The 5,839-nt window shown below is 67.5% G+C and carries 4 protein-coding genes; 3 read left to right on the top strand and 1 reads right to left on the bottom strand.

All coding sequences use genetic code 11. From position 1 onward, the window contains the following. The 3 genes from VGZ32_RS18685 to VGZ32_RS18675 all read left to right on the top strand — a co-directional run. Positions 1–155 (top strand): LuxR C-terminal-related transcriptional regulator (locus VGZ32_RS18685; protein ID WP_326887363.1); only part of this gene is annotated, 155 nt, incomplete at its 5' end. Between the two features lie 257 nt (positions 156–412). Next, positions 413–4,957, top strand: a complete 4,545-nt coding sequence (locus tag VGZ32_RS18680; RefSeq protein ID WP_326887362.1) for an NB-ARC domain-containing protein — start codon at positions 413–415, stop codon at positions 4,955–4,957. A 124-nt stretch (positions 4,958–5,081) separates the two neighbouring features. Then, positions 5,082–5,375, top strand: a complete 294-nt coding sequence (locus tag VGZ32_RS18675; protein WP_326887361.1) for a hypothetical protein — start codon at positions 5,082–5,084, stop codon at positions 5,373–5,375. A gap of 224 nt (positions 5,376–5,599) precedes the next feature. Here the strand turns inward: VGZ32_RS18675 and VGZ32_RS18670 are convergent. Next, the coding region (locus tag VGZ32_RS18670) for a GMC oxidoreductase (protein WP_326887360.1) at positions 5,600–5,839 on the bottom strand (240 nt) is incomplete at its 5' end.

Raw genomic sequence — 5,839 nt, 5'->3', positions numbered from 1 at the left:
AGGGCCGCTCCAACGCCGCCATCGCCGGGACGCTGTTCATCTCCCCGAAGGTCGTGGAGAAGCACGTCGCGAACATCTTCGACAAGCTCGGCCTGGCCCCCGACGACAACGACAACCGCCGCGTCATCGCCGCCGTGCGGTTTCTGGAGTCCTAGCCGTGGCCGATTTGCGTCCCACGGTGCAGCGCGAGGCGCGGTCCCGGCTGGACCTGGCGGAGGCCGACGCGTTCCTGATCCGGCTGGACCTGCGATAGCCGCAGGGATCCGTCGGGCCACTTCTCGCCGCAGGCGATGACGGTGACCGGCCCGCCGACCGCATCCGCCCACGTCCCCATGGCGGCCAGCCTCGGGCCTAGCATGGTGCACGGTAACCGGGCGTGCGACGGCATGCGGAGGCATTGATTGAGGTTGCGATGGTTATGGGGCTGGTCTTCGATCTCGCCGAACTGATCAACATCTTGGCCGGAGCAGCGACCGAGGAAGCCGCGTCCTCGCTGCGCTCAAAACTGACCGATGCCACACTGAAACGGTCCTTGCGAAAACGATTCCAGAAGATCGTCAGTACAGATTCCGCTGAATTTCCTAGTATTCCGGCTGCGTTGCGAGAAGTCGTGTCACGTCATGAGTTCGTCGCCCTGATATGCAAAGATCGTATGACTGCCGAGGCGCGATCGAAGATCGAAGATGATATCCGCAATGCGACGGCCGGTATGGATGAGGGGACGCTATCCTCGCTGGCCACTTGTCTCAGAGGCGAGGCGCTTCGCGTGATTATGGGCTCCCTTCCGGTTGCGGATCGACTGGTGCTGAACGCGGTCCTGGAAATCCGTGAGATGATGCGCGCTTTCGTCGAGTCCGGGGAGCGGTTGACGTCCGGATCTGCGTTCGCGTCATTGCCAGCACCGGGCCAGTTGCGCGGAGCGTGGGCTGGCCGCCTGATGGCGCCGCCGCTGCCAGGAGCCTTCTGTGTGCGCCCGGAGATTCATGACCGCATCGTCGGCCTCCTACGGGAGCCGAGCGAAGTACGGGCGGCCATCGTTGCGGTAGCTGGCATGGGCGGTTCGGGGAAGACGATGCTCGCACAGGCTGTGGCGCATGATGCGACGGTCGGGACCATGTTTCCCGATGGCGTGTTGTGGGTGGAGGTCGGCGACACCCCCGAAGCACTGTGCCAGGCGGTCATTCTGGGGGCGGCAGGCGTCGGCGCGGTGGGCGACAGCGTCGAAGCTGGCCGGACTGCCTTGCGGCAGCGGCTGTCCGGTGCGCGCTGTCTGCTGGTCCTCGACGACGTGATGCGGGCTAGCCAGGTCGAGGCGGTCGATGTTCTGGGTCCCGGGAGCGCGTTGCTGGTGACAACGCGCGACCTGGACACGCTGCCGCACGGGACGGTGATGTGCCCGGTGGGGGCGTTTGATCTCGCCGATCCGGTGGAGCAGGCGCATGCGTTGCGCCTGCTGGCCCGGTACGCGGGTGGACCCGACGATATCGCCCCTGCATTCACCGGGCCTGCCGAGGAGATCGTTGCCCGTTGTGGTGGCCTGCCGCTGGCGCTGGCGATCTGCGGGGGCATGGTCAGTACCGGGTATCCGTGGGAAACCGTCGTCGATCTCCTGCGCAAGGCCGACTTGGCCTCGTTGAAGCAGGCGTTCCGAGGATATCCGCGCCCATCGCTGCTTGCCGCGATCGCCGTCGGCACGACGACCCTGGACGCCCGGACCCAGGCCTTGTATGACGATCTGGCGGTGTTCAGCACCCGAGGAGGGGTGCCCGTCGCCGCGGCCGCGCGCCTGTGGTCGCACCACGGGCTCGACGCTGGCGACTCGCTGCGGACGGTAATCCTTCTCGGACGGCGGTCGCTGCTGACCTACCGCCCCGCCGATTCGACCTTCCGGCTGCACGACCTGCAGTACGACTACGCGCGGTGGCGGGTAGGCGCGCAGTTGCCGGAGTTGCACGGCCGCCTGGCCGACAGCTATCTGGAAACCTGGGGAGGACTCTCGGCTGGGCTTCCCGCCCTCGACCCGGTCGACGCTAACGATGACGATTTCCAGTACGGGATGAGTCATATGGCTGACCATCTGGCGGAAGCAGGCCGGGACGGCGCGCTGCACGAGTTGCTGGCGGCAGAGTCATCCGCAGCCGTGGATGGGAGCGGCAATCGCTGGTTCGATGTTCATGATCGGCTGGGATGGTTGGCCGAATATCTCGCTGACATCGACCTGGCGCGTGCGCGAGCCGAGAAGTCAACGGATCAAGCGGGGACGTCGGGCGACACGGCCCGGCATATCGCGACGGAGATTCGGTACGCCCTGATGAGAAGCTCACTGGCGAGCATCGCCGGCAGTATCCCGCCGCGGCTCCTGGCCGTCCTGGTACGCCGCGGGATGTGGCCCCTTGAGAAGGCGCTGGCGTACGCGACCGTAATGTCCGACGCGGACGATCGGGCTGCAGCGCTTACCCTGCTCGCGCGGCTTCTTAGGGACGGGACCAGTGAGCGGGCCGAGCTCTTGGACTTGGCGAAGCAGGCCGCCGGAGGCATCACCTGGTCCATGCAGCGGGCGATGGCGTACGCGCGTATCGCGGTCGCCGCATCTGAGCCGGACCGGTCGGTGCTGTTCGACCAGGCGCTTGAGGCCGCGGCCGTCAGTGCCCAGCAGGAGCGGCTGCGCGCGCGGCTGCTGACCTGGCTGGCGCGATACTATCCGGCCCGCGCGGTCGCAGAGCTGCGACGGGGCGCAGCCTCGGGTCCTTCCGATCTCGAATACCGCCGCGCGATGACCGCGTCCCTGGAGATGCTGCCTGAGCTGCGAGACGACGTCCTCGACACGGCGCGGAACGCCCGCTACCGTGGCGAGCGCGGTGACGCGTACAAGGCGGTACTTCGATGCACCCCGGAGGAACAGCGGCGGCCCGTCATCGAGGAGATGCTCGCCGCCGTCGCCGGCGCTGGGGAGCACTGGCGAAAAGAGGAGCTCGCGGTCGCAGTCGTGCCGTACCTGTCGGCCCAGCAGCTGCCCGCCTTCTTGGCCGGAATCCTTGATCAAGCGTCGCCGCATACCACCATCGAGGTCCTAGCCGGCGCGTTGCCACGCCTGCCCCCGGAGCACCATGCCGACGCCCTGGCCAAGGCGGTCGCGGCCGTGCGCGCCGTCGCGCCGAAGGGCGACCGGCAGGACCTGCTCGCGTTGCTGTCGGCCATGCCGCAACCCGATCGCGTCAACCTGATCGAAGGGATCGCCGACGCCTCCCAGCACGCCGATCCCCCCGGCACCGAATGGATGCTGTGCGCGCTGGCGCCGATGCTGCCCGAACACCTCCTTCGTCGCGCCGTTGACGCCGCCGGTGCCGTCAGCCCACCCAGCGAAGCGCTGAGTCAGCTCGCACCGTACCTGCCGCCAGACCTCCTCCGCCGTGCGCTCGCGGTCCCTCCGCTCGACTCGGCTGAGGAATGGGCACAGGCCTTCGTGCACCTTGCGCCCAACCTGCCCCGTGCGTCGCTGCGGCAGATCACCGAACTGGTCGCGACCGTCAAGGACGAGGTACGCCGGCTTGCCTTGCTTAACCAGCTAGCTCCGTGCCTGCCCTCCGACCTGGTCGGCTTCGCGGCCGAGATCGCCGAGACCGCTGAATCAGCCGACATCGAGACGCGCGCCCAGTTGCTCGCCGGGCTCGCGGCCAGGGCTGAGGAACCGGAACGCGGCATGCTCCACCGCCAGGCACTCGACATGGCCGACTCCGAAGGCTACCCACACCGCCGGTTCCGGCCGCTGGCGCGGATGACTCGAAATCCCGAACAGCTCATCGACGTCTTGCGCATGCAGTGCACGCTGGATCAGTGGCGTGACCGGCATTCCCGAGCCGGGCTAGGGTCACCAGCCTTGCCCGACGCGGTGAGCAGCCGTGCCGTGGAGATCGTGCGCGGTATCGAAGAACCATGCTCCCGCGCGCGGGCGCTGGCGATGCTCGTGCCGCACGTCACCGAGTCACGACGTCCCGGCCTGCTCAAGGAGACGGCAGAAGACGGATTCCGCCCGCACGACCACCCTGACGACATACCGTGCGAGGCGCTGGAAGCGCTCGAGCAGGCGGTACACGCTGTTCCCGCGGCGGCACGGCTACCCCTCACACCCCAGCTGGAACAAGACCTCATCAGGGACGAAAGCCGCGACCGTATGCGCCAGCTCATCTGGCTGGCGGTGTACCTGTCGGACAACTACGGCGATGACCTGCAAGACCAGGCGCTCCGATGCGCAGCCAGGCTCAGCGCCGCGGACGAACCAGACCATGTCCGCCGACACGGCACCAGCGCATTCGGGAAACTCGCCCCCTACCTGTCCCCCCAGCGGCTGCTACAAGCCGTAGCACTTGCTCAAGATCTAAGAACACCCGGCGAGCGGTCGGCCGCGCTCGCCGCGCTGGCAGCACACGCCGACCCGACCACGCGGCCGGCGATCATGAGCAGCGCCGTCGCCAGCATGCGCTCGATCACCAGCGATTACCAGTTGCTCGAACCGCTCGCTCGGCTCGCCCCCTACCTCCCGGCCGAAGAAGCCGCCGCGCTTGTCTCGCGACTACTTGACCTGACGCAAGAACAGCAGCTCCCACATGGCAATTCTCTCGCCGACACGATCGAGGCCGTCGCTCCGGCGCTGCCTGCCGAACTGGCCGTCCGGATGGCAGATGCCGCGCATGACGAGCCCGTGGCATCCAAACGAGCCAGTAGCAGCCGAGCCCTCGCCCGCGCCAGGTCCGGTACCAGTCTCAAGCACTGGTCGCCTTATTGGCGCACGGCGATCACCAACGCCGCGGCCGTCGGCCGACCCACGCTTCTCTACAGCATCGCAGAACTACCCCTGGGCCCATCAGAGGATCAGCCGGCCGACGAGACAAGCCAGATTGCATTCCACATAGCCCAGGCATTGCTGGACACGCGACGCTGGTGGCCCAGCGGTCCATAAAGCCGGTCAGACCAGCGTGATCCGGCCGCCCCGCCCCCGCGGGCAGCCCGAACGACACCCGGGCGAACTCGGCCGCGACCGCGTGCCACAGGTTCGCGCGGCGCAGCATCGAGTGGTCCGCACCATGACGGTCCGCGTGCTCACCTCACGGCCGAACGTCACCCCGGTCGAGGCAGAATCCGGTGTCATTTTCGGTGGCGGCCCTCCCGCGGGCTCCACCGACGAGGCCAACCTCGATGTGGAGATGGTCTATGCCATGGCTCCGAAGGCGACCATCTCCGTTTTCCAGGGCACTACCGGTATCACCGACCGGATGGATGCCATCCTGCACCACATGGCCACGTTCACCCCCCCCAGCTCACCGTGGCGAGCTGCAGTCTCTACTTCGGGGAAAGCGACAACTCGCAGCAGGCGATAGACCAGATGGCAGCGCAGGGCGTGTCTTTCTTCATGGCGTCAGGCCGGAGCTCGTGAGGAACCGCGTCGAGAAGGACCCGCCGGCGACAGCCCATTCGATCAGGCCATAGCCGATCATCAAGCCGAGCGCCCAGACGACAAGCTGCGTGAGGAGCGCCAGCGGCCCGAAGAACCCGAGAAAGGTGTCTGCGCCGGGCGGCGGAAGCCCGCGCTTAGCTGAAGGGCCTATGAATCTTCGCGGATGAGGTCGGCGGCGATCCAGGCCACCGCCATCGTGGGGGCCTGGGTGTTCCCGGCGAGTTGGAGAGGAAGGACGGAGGCGTCGACGACGCGCAGCCCGGTGACTCCGCGGACGCGCAGCTGGGGGTCGACGACATCGTCAGCCCGTGGTCCCATGGCGCTGGCGCCGACGGCGTGGTAGATGCCCGAGCCGGTGTTGAGGGCGTAGCGCACCACGTCGTCGGG

This window comes from Actinocrinis sp., from assembly GCF_035938995.1.
Taxonomy (GTDB): Bacteria; Actinomycetota; Actinomycetes; order Streptomycetales; family Catenulisporaceae; genus DASZGI01.
The sequence above is the reverse complement of the archived record's forward strand: the minus strand, read 5'-3'. Positions and strand labels throughout refer to the sequence as shown.

Excerpts from the sequence above, each read along its gene's own strand:
- VGZ32_RS18680 (WP_326887362.1), top strand. The coding sequence starts at position 413 with ATGGTTATGGGGCTGGTCTTCGATCTCGCCGAACTGATCAACATCTTG.
- VGZ32_RS18675 (WP_326887361.1), top strand. The coding sequence starts at position 5,082 with ATGACGGTCCGCGTGCTCACCTCACGGCCGAACGTCACCCCGGTCGAG.